24 protein-coding genes are annotated in these 20,451 nt (G+C 66.5%); 9 read left to right on the top strand and 15 right to left on the bottom strand.

Annotated features, from left to right (window positions below; genetic code table 11):
* Positions 1–42: 42 nt before the first annotated feature.
* From V8324_RS04780 to V8324_RS04760, 5 genes are all read right to left on the bottom strand, one after another.
* The gene (locus tag V8324_RS04780; RefSeq protein ID WP_336418780.1) at positions 43–681 is read right to left on the bottom strand and encodes a hypothetical protein; all 639 of its coding nucleotides are present in this window, start codon (positions 679–681) and stop codon (positions 43–45) included.
* Positions 682–735: 54 nt separating this feature from the next.
* Positions 736–1,116: a hypothetical protein gene (locus V8324_RS04775; RefSeq protein ID WP_336418779.1), complete on the bottom strand. Its 381-nt coding sequence runs from the start codon at positions 1,114–1,116 to the stop codon at positions 736–738.
* A gap of 111 nt (positions 1,117–1,227) precedes the next feature.
* A complete protein-coding gene (locus V8324_RS04770; protein ID WP_336418778.1) occupies positions 1,228–1,446 on the bottom strand; it encodes a helix-turn-helix transcriptional regulator in 219 nt (72 codons plus the stop codon).
* Positions 1,447–1,524: 78 nt separating this feature from the next.
* Complete coding sequence (locus V8324_RS04765; RefSeq protein ID WP_336418777.1) at positions 1,525–2,259, bottom strand: hypothetical protein; 735 nt, start codon at positions 2,257–2,259, stop codon at positions 1,525–1,527.
* A complete protein-coding gene (locus V8324_RS04760) occupies positions 2,256–3,500 on the bottom strand; it encodes a tyrosine-type recombinase/integrase (RefSeq protein WP_336418776.1) in 1,245 nt (414 codons plus the stop codon). Before V8324_RS04760 ends, V8324_RS04765 begins: the two co-directional genes overlap by 4 nt.
* Before the next feature lie 478 nt (positions 3,501–3,978).
* Between V8324_RS04760 and V8324_RS04755 the strand changes: the two genes are divergently transcribed.
* Genes V8324_RS04755 through cobD form a run of 3 tightly spaced genes read left to right on the top strand, consistent with a single transcriptional unit; the run spans position 3,979 to position 6,713 of the window.
* On the top strand, positions 3,979–4,791 hold the full coding sequence (locus V8324_RS04755) for a propanediol utilization protein (RefSeq protein WP_336418775.1): 813 nt from the start codon (positions 3,979–3,981) through the stop codon (positions 4,789–4,791).
* A complete protein-coding gene (gene cbiB / locus V8324_RS04750) occupies positions 4,788–5,726 on the top strand; it encodes an adenosylcobinamide-phosphate synthase CbiB (protein ID WP_336418774.1) in 939 nt (312 codons plus the stop codon). Before V8324_RS04755 ends, cbiB begins: the two co-directional genes overlap by 4 nt.
* Before the next feature lie 6 nt (positions 5,727–5,732).
* Positions 5,733–6,713, top strand: coding sequence for a threonine-phosphate decarboxylase CobD (cobD, locus tag V8324_RS04745; RefSeq protein WP_336418773.1), 981 nt, complete (start codon positions 5,733–5,735; stop codon positions 6,711–6,713).
* Here the strand turns inward: cobD and V8324_RS04740 are convergent.
* From V8324_RS04740 to greA, 6 genes are all read right to left on the bottom strand, one after another.
* Positions 6,694–7,110, bottom strand: coding sequence for a GNAT family N-acetyltransferase (locus tag V8324_RS04740; RefSeq protein ID WP_336418772.1), 417 nt, complete (start codon positions 7,108–7,110; stop codon positions 6,694–6,696). The two genes, cobD and V8324_RS04740, sit on opposite strands and share 20 nt — an antisense overlap.
* The gene (tsaB, locus tag V8324_RS04735) at positions 7,100–7,678 is read right to left on the bottom strand and encodes a tRNA (adenosine(37)-N6)-threonylcarbamoyltransferase complex dimerization subunit type 1 TsaB (protein WP_336418771.1); all 579 of its coding nucleotides are present in this window, start codon (positions 7,676–7,678) and stop codon (positions 7,100–7,102) included. The genes V8324_RS04740 and tsaB overlap by 11 nt, the downstream gene beginning before the upstream one ends.
* Positions 7,668–8,231, bottom strand: coding sequence for a NifU family protein (locus V8324_RS04730; protein WP_336418770.1), 564 nt, complete (start codon positions 8,229–8,231; stop codon positions 7,668–7,670). The genes tsaB and V8324_RS04730 overlap by 11 nt, the downstream gene beginning before the upstream one ends.
* A 111-nt stretch (positions 8,232–8,342) precedes the next feature.
* On the bottom strand, positions 8,343–8,798 hold the full coding sequence (locus V8324_RS04725; RefSeq protein ID WP_336418769.1) for a universal stress protein: 456 nt from the start codon (positions 8,796–8,798) through the stop codon (positions 8,343–8,345).
* 133 nt (positions 8,799–8,931) lie between these two features.
* Positions 8,932–9,879, bottom strand: a complete 948-nt coding sequence (locus V8324_RS04720; RefSeq protein WP_336418768.1) for a hypothetical protein — start codon at positions 9,877–9,879, stop codon at positions 8,932–8,934.
* Between the two features lie 33 nt (positions 9,880–9,912).
* A complete protein-coding gene (gene greA / locus V8324_RS04715) occupies positions 9,913–10,383 on the bottom strand; it encodes a transcription elongation factor GreA (RefSeq protein WP_336418767.1) in 471 nt (156 codons plus the stop codon).
* A gap of 277 nt (positions 10,384–10,660) precedes the next feature.
* Between greA and V8324_RS04710 the strand changes: the two genes are divergently transcribed.
* The 3 genes from V8324_RS04710 (at position 10,661) to V8324_RS04700 (ending at position 14,921) form a co-directional block, all read left to right on the top strand.
* A complete protein-coding gene (locus tag V8324_RS04710) occupies positions 10,661–12,310 on the top strand; it encodes an electron transfer flavoprotein-ubiquinone oxidoreductase (RefSeq protein ID WP_336418766.1) in 1,650 nt (549 codons plus the stop codon).
* 81 nt (positions 12,311–12,391) lie between these two features.
* On the top strand, positions 12,392–14,113 hold the full coding sequence (locus V8324_RS04705) for a tetratricopeptide repeat protein (protein ID WP_336418765.1): 1,722 nt from the start codon (positions 12,392–12,394) through the stop codon (positions 14,111–14,113).
* Positions 14,091–14,921: a 4-(cytidine 5'-diphospho)-2-C-methyl-D-erythritol kinase gene (locus V8324_RS04700; RefSeq protein ID WP_336418764.1), complete on the top strand. Its 831-nt coding sequence runs from the start codon at positions 14,091–14,093 to the stop codon at positions 14,919–14,921. The genes V8324_RS04705 and V8324_RS04700 overlap by 23 nt, the downstream gene beginning before the upstream one ends.
* Here the strand turns inward: V8324_RS04700 and V8324_RS04695 are convergent.
* Positions 14,914–15,909: a polyprenyl synthetase family protein gene (locus tag V8324_RS04695; protein WP_336418763.1), complete on the bottom strand. Its 996-nt coding sequence runs from the start codon at positions 15,907–15,909 to the stop codon at positions 14,914–14,916. The genes V8324_RS04700 and V8324_RS04695 overlap by 8 nt on opposite strands.
* A gap of 62 nt (positions 15,910–15,971) precedes the next feature.
* On the opposite strand from V8324_RS04695, the gene V8324_RS04690 reads away from it, so the two are divergent.
* The 3 genes from V8324_RS04690 (at position 15,972) to V8324_RS04680 (ending at position 17,244) form a co-directional block, all read left to right on the top strand.
* Positions 15,972–16,187, top strand: a complete 216-nt coding sequence (locus V8324_RS04690; RefSeq protein WP_336418762.1) for a putative signal transducing protein — start codon at positions 15,972–15,974, stop codon at positions 16,185–16,187.
* Positions 16,177–16,950 (top strand): tRNA1(Val) (adenine(37)-N6)-methyltransferase, encoded by a 774-nt coding sequence (locus tag V8324_RS04685; RefSeq protein WP_336418761.1) that lies wholly within the window; start codon positions 16,177–16,179, stop codon positions 16,948–16,950. The genes V8324_RS04690 and V8324_RS04685 overlap by 11 nt, the downstream gene beginning before the upstream one ends.
* 123 nt (positions 16,951–17,073) lie before the next feature.
* On the top strand, positions 17,074–17,244 hold the full coding sequence (locus tag V8324_RS04680) for a YdcH family protein (protein ID WP_336418760.1): 171 nt from the start codon (positions 17,074–17,076) through the stop codon (positions 17,242–17,244).
* Between the two features lie 63 nt (positions 17,245–17,307).
* On the opposite strand, the gene phbB is transcribed toward V8324_RS04680, so the two are convergent.
* From phbB to V8324_RS04665, 3 genes are all read right to left on the bottom strand, one after another.
* Complete coding sequence (phbB, locus tag V8324_RS04675; protein WP_336418759.1) at positions 17,308–18,030, bottom strand: acetoacetyl-CoA reductase; 723 nt, start codon at positions 18,028–18,030, stop codon at positions 17,308–17,310.
* Positions 18,031–18,207: 177 nt separating this feature from the next.
* Positions 18,208–19,383, bottom strand: coding sequence for an acetyl-CoA C-acetyltransferase (locus tag V8324_RS04670; protein WP_336418758.1), 1,176 nt, complete (start codon positions 19,381–19,383; stop codon positions 18,208–18,210).
* A 149-nt stretch (positions 19,384–19,532) separates the two neighbouring features.
* On the bottom strand, positions 19,533–20,369 hold the full coding sequence (locus V8324_RS04665; protein WP_336418757.1) for an EAL domain-containing protein: 837 nt from the start codon (positions 20,367–20,369) through the stop codon (positions 19,533–19,535).
* Between the last annotated feature and the right edge of the window lie 82 nt (positions 20,370–20,451).

The following is a 20,451-nucleotide window of genomic DNA, read 5'->3' as shown; positions in this document are numbered from 1 at the left end:
GTGCATGAACGCACGGATGCTAACGTGGCAGGTGGGTCAGTTTTAGATGATCATAACCCACCCAGGTGGGTCACTTTTGCATGCCGATTCACAAACCTGATCGGCGGTTAGGCCAAGGATGTTGAATTGCACCGGCACGTCGAAGTCACGCCCGAACCGTTCTACTTTCTCGCGCAGGGACTCCGTGGCGTCGCGGCCTGATCTGTCGAAGTCATAGAGGCTGTGAATGACAAGCGTTCTGCCGGTATCCGCCAAGCGATGCACCGCGCCATAGGCGAAGGTCTCTGACGTGTAGCCGCCTGTCGGCATGAGCGGCACGTCGAATTCGGATGTCACCGGATAGAGAACGCCAGCCAGTGCCGATTTCTCGATCCAGATTTCAACCTCAAGATCGGTATCCGCCCAAAGGGCTTTGCGATACAGGCGCGCGGTGTCCTGTAGCGCGTCCTTCCATCCGTCGAAGGTGCGGGGCTTGCGCATGTACCTCGTCGCATCCGCGATGCAGTGATAGGGCAGGCGGCGCTCGCGGCGCAGTGCCAGAACCTGCGCCTGCACCTTGTTATAGCCGCTCTCTGATTTCTCGATCAGATCCTTGACGGTTGCGGCGTAGAAAAGCTGCCGCACCGTGACCGGGCCATGCTCTATCGCGTAGTCGATCAGGAATTGCGCGCGGGCTTCCATCTGCGCCCGTGTCGCGCGGTTTCGTTTTATCGGGCTGGCCTGATAAGTCATGCGTCACCCCCCTGCCCATGCAAGGAAAGCGCGCTTGTCATTGTCGGTCAGGCTCAGGAATAGGGCGGCAATCATCCGCTTGCGTGCCTTGATGCCCAGCGCCTGATTTCTCAATCGTTTCAGGGCGCTCGTGAAATATGCCTCAAGTTCCGCTGAATTGGCGCAATAGGCCCAATACCCTGCGCCCTCTCGCACGTCGCCCCAATAGTCCAGGCGCGGTGCAGCCGCCCCTATTTCGTCGAGAAATGTTGCGCAGATCACGGCGGCGTCTTGTTCGTCGAGCGATTGCAAAGCCCAGACTGCGGCCTCGCGCTTCATGTGGCGGTGTCGCGCCGCGCCGGTCAGATCACCGCACGTTTCGTCGAATTGATTATCGTGTTTCATTGCTCGTGCCTTCCGGTTGCCCGATAGGCGTGGCGGTGCTATGATACCTCAAAGCCGTCCAGCTTTGTGACTATCCTGAAAGCCCGCGCCGTCGCCCCGGTGCGGGTTTTCTTATGCGGCGGATTTAGTCTCGCGCGCTTCCAGCCATGCAATGATATCGGCCTCGCGCCAATATCTCCGGCGTCCGATGTATTGCGGCTTGGGAAAATCCAGATCGGGGTTGTTCAACCAGCGATGCAGCGTCATCGCGCTTATACCGCCGCACATTTCCAGCACGGGGCCAGTTGGTATCCGGCGGTGCGGATTGCAGGTGTCGGTTTGCATATTCATGGGCCAAGGCTCCTTTCGGGTTATGCCGTGGCCCTCTTAGTAAGCACGTGTGCGAACGCTTGGGATTGCGCGCGAAAATCAGAAATTAAATCGCAAGGCGTTTGCCGCTTCCCATTTGTCTCTTCCGGCTTGCGGCGGCGGGGCGCGATATCCGCCCGCTGGGTCCTTGTGTCTCTCCACCAGATCAGCATCAAACAAAGCTTCGGTGAATTCTTGCCAACTCGCATTGGGCAACGCCTCTCGGGCGTCGAGCGTGCGCAAATAGCCAAGCCATTTTACAGGGTGCCGACGCTTTTGCACAAGCCGTCCATGCAGTTCCTTTTGTTCACGCTTTGCAACCCGTTCAACTAATTTGATTTGTTCCGCAATCGGGCGATCGAGATTAATTGTCACCGCCAGTTCTTCCGGTGCCGGGGTCAAAGTGTTCCGCAATTCGGGCGCGCGCCCGACATGCGAGCCGCGCATTGAAGTTACGCCGCCATGCGGCCAGCGTAGTAGGTCATCTTGGGGAAATTCGGACACGCTCGGATCAAGAGGCGCAGAATAACCCCATTTGCGCCAGTGCCGATTCCAGAGTTTATCGGCCTGCGCTGATAGGGTTTCCCACGCGCATCTGGCGTCCGGGGCCGGGTTTTCCTTCATGCGTTTGCGGGCGGCCTCTACTTCCCGCTGAAGCGTCAGATAGGTCAGCGTTTCTGCGCGGTAATCATCGCGCCTTCGGGTAAACTCCCAATGCCACCGCGCAAGCGTCCAGCGTTTTGTATCGCCATATGCCGATGGATCGCACCAACGCGGGAGGCCCCACTCATTCACCGGGCCAATCCCTCGATTTGCACCACGTTGTCGGCCCGGCCCTCGACCAGATCGGCCACCAGCCGTGCCCATGCGTCCAGTGCGGCCCGCTTTTCGTCCGCGTAGTCGTGCCGTTGATAGACGCTCACGATCCCGGCGGCGCTGCCGCTGACGTGGTTCAAGACCGCCTCGGTGACGCGCACCGGGATGCCCAGCCGCGCAAGCCCGGTCGCGCAGGTTCGGCGCAGATCGTGGAAGGTCCAAGCCGGGATCTCGACTGGCTCGCCGCGTTCCTCTCGGGCAATCTCGGTCATGCGCCTCACAAGTCGCGCGTGCGCCTTGGTGAAGCCGGACACGGGCGCTGTGCCGGTTGTCGTGAAGATGAAGCCATCACGCCCCTTGATCCTCTCCACGCCTGTGAGAACGTCCTGCGCGGCTTGTGTGAGCGGCACGGAATGTGCGCGCCCGTTCTTCGTTCGCGCCGCTGGCAGGTGCCAAGTGTCGCCGTTGATTTCCGCCTCGGTCATGCCCGCGACCTCGCCGCGCCGCTGCCCGGTCAGGATCAGCAGCCGCGCCAATGGCCCGAAAGGTTGCCCTACATCGCCAGCCGCAAGCCATAGCCACCGCAATTCGTCGTCGCTCAGAACGCGCTCGCGCGAATTTTCCGGGGAAGGGGGCTTTGTGCCGGTGATAGGCGACGTGGCGATTGCGTCCCGCTCGACCGCCCATGCGAAGAACGCTGACAGATAGGCGCGCGTCCGGTTGGCAGTGACCGCGCGCCCGCTCTCGACAATATCCTCCAGCAGTTCGATCACGTCGCGCCGCGCAATGTCCTGTATGCGGCGATCGCCCCATTTCGGCATGACGTGCTTGTTGATGACGGCCTGCACCGTGTCGCCCGCCTTGAGTTGCGTTAGCCTTCGCTTGCGGTAGGTGTCGAACATTGTGCGCACCGTGTCACGCTCGGATAGCTGCGCGTCGATCCGCGCGGCCTTGGCTTGTTTCTTCGCCGCGCCCGGATCGTCTCCATGCTCGACCGCCTCGATTGCCTCGGACGCGGCGGCGCGCGCATCCGCCACGCCCATGATCGGCCACCGGCCAAGGGTCAGCTTGCGCGGTTTGCCAGCGTATCGGTAGCGCAGCGCCCACCCTTTCGCGCCGCCCGGCTGCACGACAAGGTAAAGCCCGGAAAGGGCCGGGTCGGGGATCTCAAGCCGCTTGTTCGGATCCGGTTTTGCGGCCTCGACCGCCTTCGTCGTCATTGCGCGCGCCATGTCACACCCCCTATCCAATGGTGTTACCCCGGCGTTTTCCAGCCCTGCCAGAAGGTTGGCCCGAAGGCCCAAATTCGCGGCCCAGCCTGTTACCCGAAGCCTCTCGGGTAACACAGGGGTAACAGATTCCGGTGATTTGCACCGTTACCCGAAGTTAGCAACAAACCCTAACATTGCAAGGAAAGTCTTGTGATATATGGTGAAAATGTAGGCTGGATGTTTTGACTTGTTAGGCTCTGTTTGCCTATAAATTTGGATTGTGGATCCAGAGGTCCCCTGTTCAAGCCAGGGAGGCGGTACCATCCAGTCTGACATGACATGCGCGGTACGAGGCCGAGGGTTGGTTCTTGGCGGGGTCGCAAGGATCCGCGGGATCGACTTCGGCGCAGGGGTCGGGTCCGCTCGACTTCGGGGACGCCGCGTGACAAGAGACGGCGACACGTCCCCTGACGAGAGTTCACGTCTCATGCCCGACCTCGTTCCCGTCCCCCCACAGGTCACCGTGCCGGGCCATTTCGGCGAATGGATCCAAGGTAGGATGGGCGCGGACGGGCCGGTCGCGCTGGTGACGCTGGCGTGCCCTGCCTTGTGCGCGCGGGCGCCGGGAAGGGCGCTGCGCGTGCGCGACCATTTCAGCGCGGCAAGGCTCGAGGCGTTCGCGGACGCGCTCGGGCTGGCGGCGCCGGAGTGGCCCGAGATCGATTGCGACATGCCGCTCGGGGCGGGGGCCGGGGCCTCGACCGCCTGCCTCGTGGCGGCGGCCCGGGCGGCAGGGTTCGAGGGCGCGCCCGAGCGGCTGGCGCGCGCCTGTCTCGCATTGGAAGGGGCCAGCGATCCGCTGATGTACGATGCGCCCGACCGCCTGCTCTGGGCCTCGCGCCGGGCCGAGGTGTTGCGGGTGCTGCCGAGCCCGCCCGAGGCCGAGATCGTCGGGGGTTTTTGGGGCGCGCCCGAGGTGACCGATCCCGGCGACGATGCGTTCCCGGACATCGCCGACCTGGTGGAGTTCTGGGCGCAGGCCGTCGCGCGCGACGATCTGGCCGCCGTCGCGGGGATCGCCACCGAATCGGCGCGGCGCTGCTCCGTGCTGCGCGGGCCGGGCGATCCGATGTCGGATCTGGCGCGGGATCTCGGCGCGCTCGGGATCGCGCGCGCGCATACCGGCTCGGCCCGGGCGTTGATCTTCGCGCCGGGGCGTGTGCCCGATGGCGCCGAGGCGATCTTGGGCGAGGCCGGGCTCGACCGGGTGGTGCGGTTTTCCACGGGCGGCGCGGGATGAGTTTCGCGGCGATGATGCTGACCGGGCTGGCGATCGACCTGGTGCTTGGCTGGCCCGACCGCCTTCACGCCCGGATCGGACATCCGGTGACATGGCTGGGGCGCGTCATCGCCGCGCTCGAGGCGCGGTGGAACCGCGGCCCGCGCGGTGCGCGTCTGCGCATGGGGGCCGCGACCACCGGGATCGTCGTCGGGCTGGCGCTGGTGCCGGCGGTGGCGGTGCAGATGCTGTTGCCCGCAGGCCCGCCCGGCTGGCTGATCGGCGGGGTGCTGGCCTGGCCGCTGATCGCGCTGCGGTCGATGCACGATCACGTGGCGGCGGTCGCGCGGCCGCTGGCACAAGGTGATCTGGACGGCGCGCGCGCGGCGGTGGCGATGATCGTGGGGCGCGATCCCGCGACGCTCGACACCGGCGGCGTGGCCCGGGCGGGGATCGAGAGCCTTGCCGAGAACACCGGCGACGGCATCGTCGCGCCGATCTTCTGGGGCGTGGTCGCGGGCCTGCCGGGGATCGCGGTCTACAAGGCGATCAACACGCTGGATTCGATGATCGGCCACCGCGACGCGCGGTTCGAGGCGTTCGGCAAGATGGCCGCCCGGCTCGACGACGCGGTGAACCTGATCCCGGCGCGGCTGACGGGGGGGCTGTTCGCACTGGGCATGCCGCGGCACGCGGCGCGCGCCTGCCGCGTGATGCTGCGCGATGCGCGCCGGCACCGGTCGCCCAATGCCGGCTGGCCCGAGGCGGCGATGGCCGGCGCGCTCGGGCTGCGGCTGTCGGGGCCGCGCGCCTATGGGGCGAGATTCAGCGACGAGCCGTGGCTGAACGCGGGCGCGCCGGATCCGGGGCCACGCGACCTGCACCGGGCGCTGTCGCTTTATGCGCGCGCGATGGCGCTGCTGGCGCTTGCGCTTGGGGCGCTTTGCTTGTTCTAAGGCGGCATGCAGACCGAAGCCCGTGATCACGGCGGCAATCTAGATGCCGCGATGCGCCGTCATGGCGGCGACATGACGCGTTGGATCGACCTGTCGACGGGGATCAACCCGGTGCCCTACCCGGTGCCGCACCTTGAGCCTCGCGCCTTCACGGCGCTGCCCACCCGAGGCGACATGGAGGCGCTGCGCGCGGCGGCGGCGGTCTGTTACGACAGCCGCGCACATGTCACGCCGATGGCCGGCGCGCAGGCGGTGATCCAGGCGGTGCCGCATCTGGCAAGGCCGGGGGACGCGCGCGTGCTGGGCCCGACCTATAACGAGCACACGGCGGCGCTGGGCGCCTGCGGCTGGAGGGTTGCGGAGGTTACAACGCCCGAAGCATTGGCCGGGGCCGATTGCGCGGTCGTGGTCAACCCCAACAATCCCGACGGGGCACGGTACGACCCCGCCCGCCTGCGGGCGCTTGCCTCGCAAGTCGGCCTGCTGGTGGTCGATGAAAGCTTCGTCGATCCCGACCCCGAGCTGTCGCTGGCGCCCATGCTGCACCGCGGACCGGAGAACGTGATCGTGATGCGGTCCTTCGGCAAGTTCTACGGGCTGGCCGGGCTGCGGCTGGGATTCGCGCTGAGCGGGGCGGAGATCGCCGCGCGACTGGCCGATCTGGCCGGGCCGTGGCCCGTGTCGGGCCCGGCGATCGAAGTGGCGCGCGCGGCGCTTGGCGATCGCGACTGGCAGCGCGAGACCAGTGCGCGGCTGGCGCGGGACGCCGCCCGGCTCGATGCGCTGGCCTTGCGGGCGGGCTGGTCGCTGGTCGGCGGCACGCCGCTGTTCCGGACCTATGCCACGCCGGATGCCGCCGCGGCGCAGGAGGCGCTGGCGCAGCATCACATCTGGTCGCGCGTGTTTCCCTATGCGCCGGGCTGGCTGCGGCTTGGTCTTGCGGGGTCGCAGGACGACTGGGACCGGCTCAGCGCGGCGCTTGGCTGAGCGGTCGCGATAGCAGCAGCGCATCGACACCCGCGCCGTAATAGCCGTTGCGCCGGCCCACCTCGACATAGCGCGCGGCAGTGTAAAGCGCTCGGGCGGGGGCGTTGTCCGCGGCCACCTCGAGAAAGGTCTGTGTCGCGCCGCGCGCCGCCGCCTGTGCATGGAACGCGCGCAGGCAGGCACGGGCAAGGCCGCGGCGTCGATGCGCGGGATCTGTGGCGAGCGTCAGGATCTCGGCCTCATCCGCGACCACCCGCCCGAGGAGAAAGGCGCGCGCGTCGCCAGTGCAGATGACGTGGCGGTCCTGCAGGAGGCCCTGAAATTCTTGCGCCGACCATGGTCTGCCATGCTGATCGAAGGCACGGGCATGGGTTTCCGCGATCGCCTCAGGCGTCATCGAGGATGCGGGGCGGGGCGTCGCGCGCCGGTGCGGCGTCCGCGGGCCGGACGTAAAGCGGCGCGGGCGGTGGGCCATCCCCGGGAGCAAGGGCCGCGAGGCGCGCGATGGCGCAGGCCAGATCCGCCGGCGCGGGCGGCAGGACCGGGCGGTCGATCCCGGCGAGCGCCACGAGCTGCGGCGGACCGCCCTCGGGTTGCACATAGGCCTGGCCGTGCGGCGCCGGCACGCACGGGGTGCCCTGCGGGGCGCCGGCGCGGATCGCGTCCAGCGTGCCGATGCCGATGGCCGGGATCCCGAGGCTGAGGGCGAGGCCGCGCGCCAGCGACACGGAAATGCGGATGCCGGTGAAATTGCCGGGTCCGATGCCCACCCCGAGACGCGCCAGATCGCCCCAGTCGACACCGTTTGCGGCCAGCATGTCCTGCAGCATCGGGACCAGCCGTTCGGCCTGTCCGCGCGTCATCTCCTCGGACCGCGCGGCGAGGATCCGGTCGCCGGACAGCAAAGCGGCCGCACAATGTGCGGCCGATGTGTCGAATCCCAGCGTGAGCGTGTCACATGCCAATCGGTCGGACCTCTGTCACCTCGGGGATGTAGTGGCGCAGCAGGTTCTCGATCCCCATCTTCAGCGTGATGGTCGAGGACGGGCAGCCCGCGCAGGCGCCCTGCATGTGCAGGTAAACGACGCCGCGCTCGAACCCGTGAAAGGTGATGTCGCCGCCATCCTGCGCCACGGCGGGCCGCACGCGGGTGTCCAGAAGCTCCTTGATCTGGCCGACGATCTCGGAATCCTCGCCGCTATGCTCGGCATGGCCCGAGGCAGCGGTACCGCCGGCGGTCATGACCGGCTGGCCGGACTGGAAATGCTCCATTATGGCGCCGAGGATCGCGGGTTTTATGTGGTCCCACTCGATGTCGGTCGCCTTGGTGACGGTGACGAAGTCGTTGCCGAGAAACACCCCCGACACGCCCGGCACCTTGAAGATGCGCGCCACCAGCGGCGAGGCCTCCGCGCCCTCGGCGGTCGGGAAATCGGCGGTGCCGGCTTCGAGGACTTCCTGCCCGGGCAGGAATTTCAGCGTGGCGGGGTTGGGGGTGGATTCGGTCTGGATAAACATGCGCGCGTCCTTTCGAGATTACTTGCAGATATGCGCCTGCAGGATGCGCGAGTCAAGAGTTTGGAACGATTCCAAACTGGCGGATGTCGCGGTCGCGGGCCGCCTTGCGGCTCAGGTGATCGCTTCCAGCCGTTCCTTGCTGAGGTCGCCGGGAACGATGGTGATGGGCATCGGCAGCGTTCCGGCATTCCTCGTCAGCTGCGTGACGAGCGGCCCGGGCCCCTTCTTGCCGGACCCGGCCCCGAGCACGAGTACCCCGATCTGGTCGTCTTCGCTGACCTGCTCCATGATTTCCGTCACCGGTTCGCCCTCACGGATGACCAGTTCGGGATCGATGCCCTGCTTGTCGCGCATCCACTTGGCGAAGACCTCGAAATGCGCCTCGATCCGCTCGCGCTGTTCCTCGCGCATGATGTCGCCGACGCCGATCCAGTGATTGAATTCCTCGGGGGGGATGATCGCGAGGATCTCGACACCGCCGCCGGTGCGGGCCGCGCGCATGGCCGCGAAGCGCATGGCGTTCAGACATTCGCGGCTGTCGTCCAGTATCACGAGAAACTTGCGCATCGCTGGAACCCTTTCGGATGGTATCATGACGCGGAATGGCGCCGGGGGCAATAGAGCCCGGGCGGGGCGTATCCCGGGCGTCTGAAAATGTGGAAGATGTTCATTGACAAGGGTTTGCGGGATGGTCTTGACGTCAATCGAAGGTGCCCGCGACCCGGCCGAGCAGCATGAAGGCGCGCGCCGTGCGGGTTTGCGCCAGTTGCGCGATCTCGGCATCGCTGGCGTCTGGCGCGAAGTCGCCCAGCATCCTGTCGAAGAGGCGCAGGAAATGATGCGCCACGTCGCGAAAGACCGCGTCCTGTTTCATGCGCCTCGTCGCCACGTCGAGCGCGGCCTGATCGTGCACGCCGCCCAGGCTGGCGATCGTGCGGCCGCGTTCGCCACTGGCGAAGCGCCGCCACAGATCGGGATGCGCCATGTCGGGGTGCAGGTCGTCCATGTAGATGCCGTCCTGCGACATGAGCGTCAGGATGTCCTGCGCGGCGCGGATGATCTGCGCCGCCGAGCGATCCCGCAGCGCTCCGCGCAGCGCCGTGAACCCGGCCGTGTCATCCATGTTCTGCGGGAAATTCAACGCCCCAAGGAAATCGGCCCGCGACAGCCCCGGCTGCGCGTCCTCGGCCGGCATGTCGAGCGGCAGGGTGACCTGGTCGTCATCGGCGGGCGGCGCCGGGGTTGGGGCGGGGGCGGGCCGTGGCGCCTCGGGTGCGGGCTGCGGCGTGGCGCTGAGCGTATCGAGCGCCGCCTCGATCCCGCGCTGCCGCGCGGCGATCTCGTCGAGCTTGACGAGGACGCCGTCCGCTGCCGCCGGGCCCTTGGCCGGCGTGTCGTCGTGGTCGGATCGCAGCCCGTCGATGGCATCCTCGAGATGGGCGCTTTCCTCGCGGACGGTCTCGATGGCGCGCAGCAGGATCACCCCGAGCCATGTTAAAGCCGCCGGCAGTGCCGCGCAGATCAGGCCGATCATCAGGTGGGCGCCCGTGCCGAGCGGCGACGCGGATGCGCCCCAGATGAAAACCGTCGCGACGCCGATCCCCCAGAGGATCGCCGCCCCGAAGCTGACCCGTTCGAGTGATGTCACGTCAGCCTGCCTTCGTGCAGGGCCCGCGGCCCGTCAAACGTATGCGACCTTCAGGATCTCGTAGGCGCGATCGCCGCCGGGGGTGTGCACCTCGACGCTGTCGCCCGCTTCCTTGCCGATCAGCGCGCGGGCGATCGGCGACTTGATGTTGAGCAGGCCCTTCTCGATATTGGCCTCGTGCTCTCCGACGATCTGGTAGGTCTTTTCCTGGTCGGTATCCTCGTCGACCAGCGTGACCGTCGCGCCGAACTTGATCGTGCCCGACAGCTTTTTCGGGTCGATCACCTCGGCGAGGCCGAGGATGCCCTCGATCTCCTTGATGCGGCCCTCGATGAAGGACTGCTTTTCCTTGGCCGAGTGATATTCGGCGTTCTCGCTGAGATCGCCGTGCTCGCGCGCTTCGGAAATGGCGCGAATGATGGCGGGCCGTTCGACCGACTTGAGCTGCTTGAGCTCTTTCTCGAGCGCCGCGTGGCCGCCGGCGGTCATCGGGATCTTTTCCATTTCGCGTGTCCATTGTTAAGAAGGGGCCGCGTGTCCGCTGGCCCCGTCAGTCTTTTGTCACCGTTTAACGAAGAGTGCACGAAGGTGGCGGATGATTGCAAGAGCGGATCGGACGGGGTGGCGGATTCCAGCGTCAATGCAGCGCGCAGCGCCGGTTCCCGGCGGTCTGACGTCGTGTTTTGTTTGACGGCAAATGCCGGGCGTGGCTTAAGGTTCTCGCCAAACGACGAGCGGCTTCTACGTCCAGTGATGTGGGCTGCAAGCAGAGGAAATGCCGATGACGGATGTGACGCGCGAAGCCATGGAGTATGATGTCGTGATCGTCGGGGCGGGGCCGGCCGGCCTGTCGTCCGCGATCCGGCTCAAGCAGCTCGACGCCGACCGCGAGGTCGTGGTGCTCGAGAAGGGCTCCGAGGTGGGCGCGCATATCCTGTCGGGCGCGGTGCTGGACCCGTGCGGGCTGGACGCGCTGATCCCCGACTGGAAGGAGAAGGGCGCGCCGCTGAACACGCCGGTCGCCGATGACAACTTCTACCTGCTGGGCGAGGGCGGCAAGGTGCGCATCCCGAACTGGCCGATGCCGCCGCTGATGCGCAATCACGGCAATTACATCGTGTCGATGGGCAATGTCTGCCGCTGGATGGCCGAACAGGCCGAGGCATTGGGCGTCGAGATCTTTCCGGGCATGTCGTGCTCTGAGGTTGTCTATGGAGAGAACGGCGAGGTCCGGGGCGTCGTCGCCGGCGAATTCGGCCGGAACTCCGACGGCACACCCGGGCCGCATTACGAGCCGGGAATGGAACTGCTGGGCAAGTACGTGTTCCTGTCCGAAGGCGTGCACGGATCGCTGTCCAAGGAGGTCATCGGTAAATACGACCTGGCCGCCGGCAAGGAGCCGCAGAAATACGGCCTTGGCATGAAGGAGATCTGGGAGATCGACCCCGCCAAGCACCGCCCGGGATCGGTGACCCACACGATGGGCTGGCCGCTTGGCAAGGAAGCGGGCGGGGGATCGTTCATCTACCACCTCGAGAACAACCAGGTCTATGTCGGGTTCGTGGTGCATCTGAACTACGAGAACCCGTATCTGTACCCCTACATGGAATTCCAGCGCTTCAAGCATCACCCGATGGTCGCCGAGCTTCTGGAGGGCGGCAAGCGCGTGGCCTACGGCGCGCGGGCCATATCCGAGGGCGGCTGGCAGTCGCTGCCCAAGATGGTGGCGCCGGGCGTGGCGCTGCTGGGATGTTCGGCGGGGATGGTCAACGTGCCGCGCATCAAGGGCAACCACAACGCCATGCTGTCGGGCAAGGCGGCGGGCGAGGCCGCGCATGCCGCGCTGACCGGGGGCCGCGAACGCGATGAGCTGACCGAGTACGAGAGCGATGTGCGCGATGGTGCGATCGGCAAGGACCTGAAGAAAGTGCGCAACGTCAAGCCGCTGTGGTCGAAATACGGGCTGGCGGCGTCGCTGACGCTTGGCGGGCTCGACATGTGGACGAACACCGCCGGGTTCAGCGTCCTCGGGACCATCGGGCATGGCAAGTCGGATGCGGCCGCGACCGGCAAGGCAAAGGATCATGCCAGGATCGACTACCCCAAGCCCGACGGCAAGCTGAGTTTCGACCGGCTGACCAATGTCAGCTTCTCGATGACCAATCACGAGGAGAACCAGCCCTCGCATCTGTGGCTGAAGGACGCGGACGTGCCGATTTCCGTCAACCTGCCGGACTACGCCGAGCCGGCGCAGCGCTATTGCCCGGCCGGCGTCTACGAGGTGGTCGAGGAGAAGGGCAAGGAGCCGCGCTTCGTCATCAACTTCCAGAACTGCGTGCATTGCAAGACATGCGACATCAAGGACCCCAGCCAGAACATCGTCTGGGCGGTGCCGCAAGGGGGCGATGGCCCGAATTATCCGAACATGTGAGGGGTGCCGCGGGCCGCATTGCGTCGCTTTGGCGATCGCTGTAGAAACCGTGACATCCCGGGTGAGAAAAGGCAGGTCAGCGTGATAACAAGAACCATCTCGGCCCTCGTGCTGTCGGCACTGCTGCAGCCCGTTGCGTTTCCGGTGGCGGCGCAAGAGCCGTCGGGTGCCTATCTTGCGGCGCAGCACGCGCGCAGCATGGCCGATTTCAAGGCCGCCGCGGAATACTATTCGCAGGCGCTGGCGCAGGACCCGTCCAACCCGTCGCTTCTGGAGAACGCGACCGTGGCCTACCTGGCGCTTGGCCAGATCGACCGCGCCATCGCCGTGGCCGGCAAGATGGAAGGCGACGACCTGCGCAGCCAGGTGGCGCAGATCGTGCTCATCGCCGAGGAAACCCGTAACGAGAACTGGGATGCGCTGCTCTCGCGGGTCGAGGACATGCGCGGCGCCGGGGACCTGGCCGACGGGCTGATCGCCGCCTGGGCGCATCTCGGGGCCGGCGATGTCGACGCCGCGCTCGCCCGGTTCGACACCGTGGCCGAAGAGCGCGGATTGCGCAGTTTCGCACTTTACCACAAGGCGCTTGCGTTGGCCTCGGTCGGGGATTTCGAAGGCGCCGACGCGGTGTTCGCGGGCGACGAGAACGGCCCCGTCCAGCAGACCCGGCGCGGGGTGATGGCCTGGGCACAGATCCTCAGCCAGCTTGGCGAACAGGAGCGCGCGCTGGCGCTCCTCGACGAGACCTTCGGCAGCGATCCCGATCCGCAGGTCGCCGATCTGCGCGCGCGCGTCGCCTCGGAGGCGCCCGTGCCGTTCGGCCTTGTCCGCACTCCGCAGCACGGGGTGGCCGAAGTGTTCTTCTCGCTGGCGCGCGCCTTGCGGCAGGATGCCAATGACGAGTTCGTGCTGCTTTACGCGCGCATCGCCGAGGCGATCCGGCCGGACCATGTGGACGCGATCATCACCACCGCCGAGTTGCTGGAAAACATGGGGCAGTTCGAGCTGTCCATCGCCGCCTACAAGAAGGTGCCGCGCGAGCACCCGTCCCATCATGTCGCAGAGCTTGGCCGCGCCGAGGTGCTGCGCCGCGACGACCGCCCGGATGCCGCGGTCGAGGTGCTCGATCAACTGGTGCAGGCCTATCCGGACCTTGCCGACGTGCATGTCGCGGCCGGGGATCTCTATCGCACGCAAGAGGACTACGCCGAGGCGGTGTCGTCCTACGACCGCGCGATCGAGTTGCTGGAAGCGCGCGACAACCCGCAATGGTTCGTCTATTACGCGCGCGCCATCAGCCACGAGCGGCAGGACAACTGGCCCGAGGCCGAGGCGGATTTCCGCCGTGCGCTGGAGCTCAATCCCGGGCATCCGCAAGTGCTGAATTACCTCGGCTATTCGATGGTTGAAAAGGGCGTCAATCTCGACGAGGCGCTCGACATGATCGAACAGGCCGTCGCCGAACAACCCGAAAGCGGTTACATCGTCGACAGCCTTGGCTGGGCGCTATACCGCCTCGGGCGCTACGACGAGGCCATCGTCCACATGGAACGCGCCGCCGAGTTGATGCCGACCGATCCGGTGGTCAACGACCACCTGGGCGATGTGCTGTGGGCCGTGGGGCGCGAGACCGAGGCGCGGTTTCACTGGAAACGCGCGCTGTCGCTGCATCGAAGCGAGCCGTCACCGGATCTGGAGCCTGACCGCGTGCGCCGCAAGCTGGAGGTCGGGCTGGACGAGGTGCTGGAGCAGGAAGGCGCCGAGCCGCTGAAAGCCGCGGATGCCACCTCGGCCAACAACTGAAACTGCCCCGGCCAAGGTCAACGTGACGCTGCACGTGACCGGACGGCGCGCGGACGGCTATCATCTGCTCGATTCGCTGGTGATGTTCGCCGATATCGGCGACCGCCTGACCGTGGCGCCGGGGCCGCGGAGGTTGGCCGTGACGGGGCCACGGACCGCGGACGTGCCGGACGGGCCCGGCAACCTCGTGCTGCGGGCGGCGGACCTGATCGGCGCCGAGGCCGATATCACGCTGGAAAAGCGCCTGCCGGTCGCGGCGGGGATCGGCGGCGGATCGAGCGATGCGGCCGCCTGTCTACGCGCCCTTGCGCGGATGACGGGGCGCGCGCTTCCCGAGGACGTGCTGTCGCTCGGCGCGGATGTGCCGGTCTGCCTGGTGGCGCGCGCGGCGCGGATGCAGGGGATCGGCGACAGGGTGACGCCGCTGGACGGTCTGCCGACGCTGGACGCGGTTCTGGTCAATCCCGGTGTGGAGGTGTCCACGCCAGTGATATTCAAGCGATTGGAAAACCCGGACAACGCCCCGATGCCGATGCCGCTGCCGGGCTTCGCGTCTCCCGAGGATCTGGCCGGCTGGCTCGCGTCGCAGCGCAACGACCTCGAAGCGCCGGCGCTGGCCGAGGCCCCGGTGATCGGCGATGTCCTGCGGCGGATCGCGAAGACGCCCGAGTGTCGCATTGCCCGCATGTCCGGGTCGGGGGCGACCTGTTTCGGGCTTTATCCCGATGCGTCGCGCGCGCGGGCGGCGGCCGAGATGCTGACGACCGCACAGCCGGGCTGGTGGGTCGCGGCCTGTCGGCTCAGTTGATCCGCGCGACCACGTAATCGGCGAGATGGTCGAGCATGTCGCGCACCGGATGCGCGGGCATCGAGCGCAGGGCCCCGCGCGCCGTGTCGATCCAGGCGGTCGCGTCGGCGCGCGTCCGGTCGAGCGCACCATGCGCGTGCAGCAGGGCGAGCGCGTGGTCGAGATCGCCGTCGCGCTGATCGCCGCGCTCGATGGTGCGTTGCCAGAAGGCGCGTTCGGTGTCGGTCGCGTCCGCTACCGCCTTTATCACCGGCAGGGTCAGCTTGCGCTCGCGGAAATCGTCGCCGATGTTCTTGCCGGTCGCCGTCGCATCGCCCTCGTAATCGAGCAGGTCGTCGACGATCTGGAACGCGATTCCGAGCGCGTCGCCGTAGCGGAAAAGTGCCCGGATCTGGTCCTCGGGCGCTTCGGCCAGGACGCCGCCCACCTCGGTCGCGGCCGAGAAGAGCGCGGCCGTCTTGCCGCGCACCACCTGAAGATAGACGCCCTCGTCGGTGCGCAGGTCGCGCGCTGCGGTCAGTTGCAGCACTTCGCCCTCGGCGATGGTCGCCGAGGCGTTCGACAGGATGTCGAGCACCCGCAGCGAGCCGACCTCGACCATCAGTTGAAACGCGCGCGCGAAGAGGTAATCGCCGACCAGCACGCTCGACTTGTTGTCGTAAAGCAGGTTGGCGGTCGGGCGCCCGCGCCGCTGCGCGCTCTTGTCGACGACATCGTCGTGCAGCAGCGTGGCGGTGTGGATGAATTCCACCGTCGCCGCGAGATACACGTCGCGGTCGCCGCCATAACCGCAGAGATCGGCGGTCGCCAGCGTCAGAAGCGGTCGCAGCCGCTTGCCGCCAGCCTCGACCAGATGGGCGGTCACCTCGGGGATGCGCGGCGCGTGGCGCGACGCCATGCGCGCCCGGATCAGCGTGTTGACGGCGTCTATCTTGCCTGCGAGATGCGCGGACAAGGCGTCATGCGGTTTGGTTGCGGCGTCGTCCACTCCCGTCGATCTCCTGTCACTACTACTCGACAAATAGGCTGCGGTGGCCTTATGTCAGCCCCATGAAACTGCTTCTCAGAACGAACGATCCGGCATCCATGGCCTTTGCCCAGGCGCTTCTTCAGGGCGAGGATATAGACTGCTTTGAAATGGACGTAAACATGAGCATCCTCGAAGGGTCCATAGGTATTTTCCCGCGCCGGCTGATGGTGCCGGATGCCGATTACGACGCGGCTCGGCAGGCGCTTCTGGACAATGGATTCTGGCTTGAGGACTGAGCCGTTCGCCGAGAGCGAGCTGCGACGTGACGCATTTCTCGGGGGGCGTCTGTCGCTTTGGCAGCCCACGCACGGCTATCGCGCCGGGATCGACCCGGTGCTTCTGGCCGCCAGCATTCCCGCGCATTCCGGGCAACGGGTGCTCGACCTTGGCTGCGGGTCCGGCGTTGCGGTGCTTTGCCTCGGGGCCCGGGTGCCGGGCGTCGCGCTTGCGGGGCTCGAGGTTCAGCCGGGCTACGCCGACCTGGCGCGGCGCAACGCGGCGCACAACGGGATCGATCTCGACGTGGTCACCGGGGATGTGGCCGCGGTGCCTTCGGCCCTGCGGCAGCGGCTGTTCGATCACGTGATCGCGAACCCGCCCTATTTCGACCGCGACGCCGGCAGCCCCGCCCGGGATGCCGGGCGCGAGCAGGGTCTGGGCGAGGGCGTGCCTCTGGCCGACTGGGTCGCCGCTGCCGCACGCCGGGTTGCGCCGAAGGGCTTCGTCACGATGATCCAGCGGGCCGAACGGGTGCCCGAGCTGATGGGCGAGATGTCCAAGGCATTGGGATCGCTTGAACTTTTGCCGCTGACGCCGCGGGCGGGCAGGGCGGCGCGGCTGGTGTTGATGCGCGGGCGCAAGGGCGGCCGGGCGGCGTTTCGGCTGCATGACGGCTGGTGCATTCACGCGGGCGCGGCACATGCGTGCGACGGCGAGGATTACACCCCCGCGACCGCCGCCGTGCTCAGAGATGCGGCAGCCTTGCCGTTTTCTGCCTGAACTCCGACAAATCTGATCGGAAAACTTTCGCTCATCTCGCAGCTGCAGCGTGACAGGATTGTAAAAATATGCTGCACTTGCGTTCCTAGTTGTAAGGACAACTCATTCCAGAGGAGACAGCGCATGAGCTTGAGTTCGCATATCGAGGAACTTAGGAAGAAGCACCAAACGCTCTCTGAACGCGTGGAAGAGGCGCAGCGCGCACCCGGCACCAGTACGCTGGAAATCGCCGAACTCAAGAAGCAGAAATTGAAGATCAAGCAGGAAATCGAGCGCCTGTCGGAAAGCGCCTGACAGGATCGTGATCCAGGACGTGGGGCCGGTGTCATTTCGCACCGGCCCTTTTGCGTGGCGCGCTTAGCTGAAGAACTGCCCGCCATTGGCCGAGATCGTCGAGCCGTTGATGAAGCTCGCATCGTCGGAGACGAGGAACCGCACGCAGCGCGCGATTTCTTCCGGCTCGCCGAGGCGGCCGGTGGGAATCATGCCGATGATCGCCTCGCGGACCTTCTCGGGGACCGCCATGACCATTTCCGTGGCGATGTAGCCCGGGCAGACCGCGTTCGCCGTGATGCCCTTGGCGGCGCCTTCCTGCGCGAGGCTGCGGATGATGCCGAGGTCGCCGGCCTTCGTCGCGGCGTAGTTGGTCTGGGCGAACTGGCCCTTCTGGCCGTTGACCGAACTGATCACGACGACCCGGCCGAAGCCGCGCTCTCGCATGCCGGGCCAGACCGGGTGGATGGTGTTGAAGACGCCGGTGAGGTTGGTGTCGATCACCTCTTTCCATTGCTGCGGCGTCATCTTGTGGAACGGCGCGTCGCGGGTGATGCCGGCATTGGCGACGACGACCTCGATCGGGCCGAGATCGCCCTCGACCTGTTCGATGCCGGCCTTGGAACTGTCGTAATCGGCGACGTTCCACTTGTAGGTCTTGATCCCGGTCTCTTCGGTGAACTTCGCGGCGGCGTCATCGTTGCCGGCATAGCTCGCGGCGACGGTATAGCCGTCCTGCTTGAGCGATTTCGAGATGGCGGCGCCGATCCCGCGGGTTCCACCGGTGACGAGTGCGGTTCTTGCCATGATATCCTCCAATATGGCTGGGTTTCATCAAGTTGGTTATCGTGTCGCAGCGTAATTCGCAATAAAGTTGCGCAAGGCTTTGCCGATTTCGCCGCGCGTCCCTGTCGCCGGCATGAAAAAGGGTGCCGGATGGGGCACCCTTTGGTGTTCAGGACGTCGGCACGGTCGCCCGGCGGGTCAGGGGCGTTCGACGCACATCGCGACGCCCATGCCGCCGCCGATGCAGAGCGTGGCGAGGCCCTTCTTGGCGCCGCGGCGCTTCATCTCGAACAGCAGGGTGTTGAGGACCCGGCAGCCCGACGCGCCGATCGGGTGGCCGATGGCGATGGCGCCGCCGTTCACGTTCACGATCGACGGATCCCACCCCATGTCCTTGTTCACGGCGCAGGCCTGCGCGGCAAACGCCTCGTTCGCCTCGATCAGGTCGAGATCGGCGACGGACCATCCGGCCTTCTCCAGCGCCTTGCGGCTGGCATTGATCGGACCCACGCCCATGATCGACGGATCGACCCCGGCGGTGGCATAGGACGCGATCCGCGCCAGCGGCTCGATGCCGCGGCGCTCGGCCTCGTCGGCGCTCATCAGCAGGGTGGCCGCGGCGCCGTCATTGAGGCCCGAGGCGTTCGCCGCCGTGACCGAGCCGTCCTGGGTGAAGGCCGGGCGCATCTTCTGCATCCCTTCGATGGTCGCGCCGTGGCGGATGTACTCGTCCTTGTCGACGACGATGTCGCCCTTGCGGGTCTTGACGGTGAACGCGATCACCTCGTCGTCGAACTTGCCGGCCTTCTGCGCCGCCTCGGCCTTGTTCTGGCTGGCGAGCGCGAACTCGTCCTGGCTTTCGCGGGTGATCTGCCACTTGTCGGCGACGTTTTCCGCGGTCTGGCCCATGTGATAACCGTTGAACGCGTCCCAGAGGCCGTCGCGGATCATCGTGTCGATGTATTTCATGTCGCCCATCTTGTGGCCGGCGCGCAGATGCGCGGCATGCGGGCTGAGCGTCATGCTTTCCTGGCCGCCCGCGCAGATGATGGCGGCATCGCCGAGCTGGATGTGCTGGGCGCCCAAGGCCACCGCGCGCAGCCCCGATCCGCAGACCTGGTTGATGCCCCAGGCGGCGGATTCGATGGGCAGGCCGGCATTCACATGCGCCTGGCGCGCGGGGTTCTGGCCCTGCGCCGCGGTGAGGACCTGTCCGAGGATGGTCTCGTTGATCTCGGACTTGTCCACGCCGGCGCGCGAGATGACCGCCTCGAGGACGGCCGCCCCCAAGTCGTGGGCCGGAGTGGTGGCGAACGCGCCGCCGAATGATCCGACTGCGGTCCGCGCCGCAGATGCGATAACTACGTTGGTCATGTGTGCCTCCACCAAGCTGTGTTCGCCCGAATCGTCGCAAGGGGAGGTGGTCCCGGGCCTGCGACGCTTCGACGCTTGGCTTGGTCATATCGCAAGCCCGAGGCTTGGGCAACGGGGCAGATGTGAAAGGCGGCGCCGCGCCCCCGGTGTCAGGCCCGCGCCCTTGTCGCCTCGGCGACCAGCCAAGGCGGGCGCACGGTCGGCGCGCCGAAGCGGTAGCCCTGCATGCAATCGATCCCGAGCCCCGCCAGGTACGCGGCATCGGCCTGTTTCTCGACGTTCTGGGCCACCGTCACCATGTCGAATTGCCGGCCGATGGTCATCAGCGCGGTGGTCAGCACCTGGTTGTCGGTGTCGCTGGCGATGTCGCGGATGAAGGCGCCATCGATCTTCAGGATGTCGAAATAGAATGTCTTGAGGAACTTGAACGACGTGAACCCGGCCCCGAAATTGTCGAGCGCGAAGCCCACCCCCTTGCGCTGCATCCGGGTCATGAAGCCGGTGACAAGTTCGGGCAACTGCATGGCCGAGGTTTCGGTGATCTCGAGGATCAGCCGTTCGGGCACGGTCGGGTCGGCGGCGAGCCCCTTTTCCAGCATCCGCATCCAGCGCGCATACCCGATCGAGCGCGCCGACATGTTGATCGACAGGCGCAGCCCGGGATGGGTCGCCAGCACCCGCAGCCCGTGTTCGAGCGCCAGGCTGTCGATCACCCGGCCGGTTTCCATCACCTCGATCTGGTCGATGAAGTCGCGGGCGGGGATGACGCGCCCCGTGGCGTCGAGCACGCGGATCAACCCCTCGTAGAAGGCGGCCGTGTCGGGCTGACCGGCCGTCACGACCGGCTGGTAGGCAAGCATCACCTGGCTGTGCCGCACGGCCTGGTCGACCATCTCGACGGTGGAGCGATCGCGTGCCTCGACCGCGCGGGTCACCGGATCCTCGTGCCCGACGGCCCCCTTGCCCCATTTCCGATCCTGCGTCATCCGGTCCTCCGCAACGTCATGTGTTCTCACCGTGGGGCATATCCCTTAAGGATCGTTTAAACGGCGCATTTGCACGACTTTT

It is taken from the genome of Roseovarius sp. D22-M7 (assembly GCF_037083785.1).
In the GTDB taxonomy this organism is placed as follows: domain Bacteria; phylum Pseudomonadota; class Alphaproteobacteria; order Rhodobacterales; family Rhodobacteraceae; genus Roseovarius.
The sequence above is the reverse complement of the archived record's forward strand: the minus strand, read 5'-3'. Positions and strand labels throughout refer to the sequence as shown.